Origin of the sequence: Methanospirillum sp. (assembly GCF_028679455.1) — an archaeon.
Taxonomy (GTDB): Archaea; Halobacteriota; Methanomicrobia; order Methanomicrobiales; family Methanospirillaceae; genus Methanospirillum.
The window spans coordinates 1-2933 of sequence record NZ_JAJRBM010000158.1 but is presented as its reverse complement, the minus strand read 5'-3'; the positions used below and the strand labels follow the sequence as shown (position 1 = coordinate 2933).

Genomic DNA, 2933 nt, shown 5'->3' with positions numbered 1-2933 from the left:
CAGATGACCACCAGCGCAACCAAGGATGCATTTGGTGAATCTATTGATATCACCGAGGCAGAATTGATCGATATCACCTAATTTTTATGAAACTTACGTGGCTTGGGCACTCCTGCATTCTTCTTGAAGGAAGCAGAATAGTTCTCATTGATCCTTTTGTTCCTGAACTGTCGATACCCTGTAAACCCGACATCGTCGCGGTGACTCATGCCCATGCTGACCACCTCGGAAGTACCCTTGAATTGGGTGTGAAGACGGTAGCAATGAATGACCTCGCATATTATCTGAAGGAGAAGGGCCTTGAGATTGAACCGATGAATATCGGGGGGACTATTCAGGTGGACGGGGTTACCTTCACAATGACTGCTGCAGTCCATTCATCATGGATCGAGGATGCCGGGATAGGAGTTTACGGAGGAGTTGCTGCCGGATATCTGATTACCCTGGACGGGGTCACGGTATATCATGCAGGAGACACGGCGCTTTTTGGAGATATGCGTCTGATCGGTGAGATCTATAATCCGGATATTGCATTGCTTCCGATTGGGGGACGATATACCATGGGCCCCCGTGAAGCAATGATGGCAGCTGAGTTCGTTGGTGCACCGGTCGTCATTCCGATTCACTACAATACCTCACCAAAGATAGCACAGGATGCAGGTGAGTTCAAACGAGTAATCGAGCGAACCACGGATCTGAAGGTTGTGGTATTGAAACCAGGCGAATCATATGTGACTGCCTGAGATCAGTGCCTGACTGATACTGGCGGACACAAAATCTGAAAATTATCGGGGAGGAGGGTGTGAATGATGCAAGACCTCCTCTTCAAGTTCTGCTACACCGTGAATCACTTTATCAACGAACGAGAGAATTGCAGGCATTACCACAATTGCTCCGATCAATGAAAAGAACACGGCAATTATGGTCGTAAGACCGAAGTTTGATGTGATCGGAAAGGTAGAGAGGATCAGCGCTGAGAATCCGAAAAAGGTTGCAAATCCGGAAACCATAATAGCAGACCCTATCTTACTCACACTCTTCTTCAGCGCTTCAATTACATCAGGAGTAGTCTCTTTTTCCTCGATGTACCGTTCCATTACCAGAATGGTGTACTCTGCAGCAACACCGATGGTCATCGATCCGAGACATGCAGTCATGATATTGTAATCAATACCAAGGACATACATCGCCACTGCATTCCATCCGACTACAGCGGCAATCGGAACAATTGGGGTGATAGCATTAATGTTCCGGTATACCACCGCAAGGAAAAGAATTACCAGTATGAAACCGGAATACGTGATAAGGTCTTTACTCCCGACTATGTCATTCACCAGGTTGGCAAACGTTGCAAAACTACCGGTAACATCCGATTTTATCCCTGGTGGAGGAGGATAAAATGTCAGATCTCCCTCAATATCATCTTTCAGATCGAGTTGCGTTGTAGTGGTTAACTTAACCGTGTTGAATTGGATAACGGCTTCATTGTTCCCAGATACATAGGTTTTTTTGATACTCTCCGGAATCTTTGCCATCACTTCATCAAGTTCGTTCTGAGTCTGTGGCATCACTCCATGATTATAGGTGATCACATAATCAGCAATGCTTGTTCCCCGGGTAATTTTTGACTTTGTTCGTACCTCCAAATCAGAAAAATCCTTCATCCAGGTTACCGAATCAAGGGATAGCACATCAGAACCATGGATAACGATAGGTACAGAACTCGTGGCGCCTATCGTCCGGGTCACCTTATCGAGGGTGGTTTTCGAGGGCATATCCGTAGGAACATACGAATTTTCATCCGTGTTTACCGGGATACGGGTATCGAGCTGGATACCGATGAACGCAACGAAGAGTACGATCAGAAGAACAGGGACCGGTCGTTTTGCAATCCATACTGCAACCTTTGACAGACCTGAATCAATAAGTACTGCTTGTTTTGAAACTCCATGCCCTTTTGCCTTATAATTTATGAGGACCGCAATAAGGGGGATTCCAATGAGTGATGTGATGTAACAGACTATCACACCGATGATACTGACCATCCCGAACCCCTGCATCATAGGAACCGGAGATATGTACATGGCCACAAATCCCATACAGGTTGCAAACATGGCATACATCACCGCAGGACCAGTCTTCGTGATCGTGGTATGAATGGCCTCTGGCAGGGGATGATCTCTTGATTCTTCCTCAAGACGTGACTGAAACTGGATGGCATAATCTATCCCGAGCCCTATCATCACCGGGAACGCCGCGATGACGGCCATACTGATCTTAAGCCCTGACAGACCGATTAACCCGAACGTGAAAATAAGACCTGCTGTAACTATCAGAACCGGGAGGAACCGGTGATTGACATACCCAAACAACAACCCCATCACGATGACCATGAGCACAAGTGCGGCTATGATGAGGACACCCATTGATGTACCCATTTCAGCCTTCATTTCCTGCTGGAATGCGGCAGACCCAGTTAACTTGATCGACACGCCGGGAGGAATGTTTGTGCTCTGGACGAACGAATCCAGGTTAGAGAGGGCAGTTGACTTTTGAACGTCAGATAACCCGGTCTCAAGAATGATTGACACCATGTTCAGCATCCCTGAAGGGATATACCCTTTCTTTACATTTTCAGGGATCTGATTCAAAACCTCATCCATTTCTCCGGAGGAGGAAGGAATACCCCCGTTTGATAATGGTTTTATTACGTCGACTATACTTGATACCGAGTTTACATACTGGAGTTTTGTGAGTGGCTCTTGTAGCGAATCAAGATACTGCAGAAGTTCAGGACTTGTCGAATCATCAGATTCTATAAGAAAGATTACTGTCTCTTTTGAAAATGTCTCGGTGTAATGATCGCTTAAAATTCCTTTTGGTGAATTTACATCCATGTAGGTTGCGTCACCGGTCTGCATGGAGACCATGGT

The 2933-nt window shown here is 46.2% G+C and carries 2 protein-coding genes; one reads left to right on the top strand and one right to left on the bottom strand.

Annotation, left to right across the window (positions count from 1 at the left end):
• The first annotated feature begins 86 nt into the window (after positions 1-86).
• Entirely contained in the window at positions 87-743 is a 657-nt protein-coding gene (locus LUQ50_RS05430; RefSeq protein WP_300037351.1) for a metal-dependent hydrolase, read from the top strand.
• Between the two features lie 42 nt (positions 744-785).
• Here the strand turns inward: LUQ50_RS05430 and LUQ50_RS05425 are convergent.
• A partial coding sequence (locus tag LUQ50_RS05425; RefSeq protein WP_300037349.1) for an RND family transporter occupies positions 786-2933 on the bottom strand: 2148 nt, incomplete at its 5' end.

Coding starts and splice junctions, on each gene's coding strand:
- LUQ50_RS05430 (WP_300037351.1), top strand. CDS start 87: ATGAAACTTACGTGGCTTGGGCACTCCTGCATTCTTCTTGAAGGAAGC.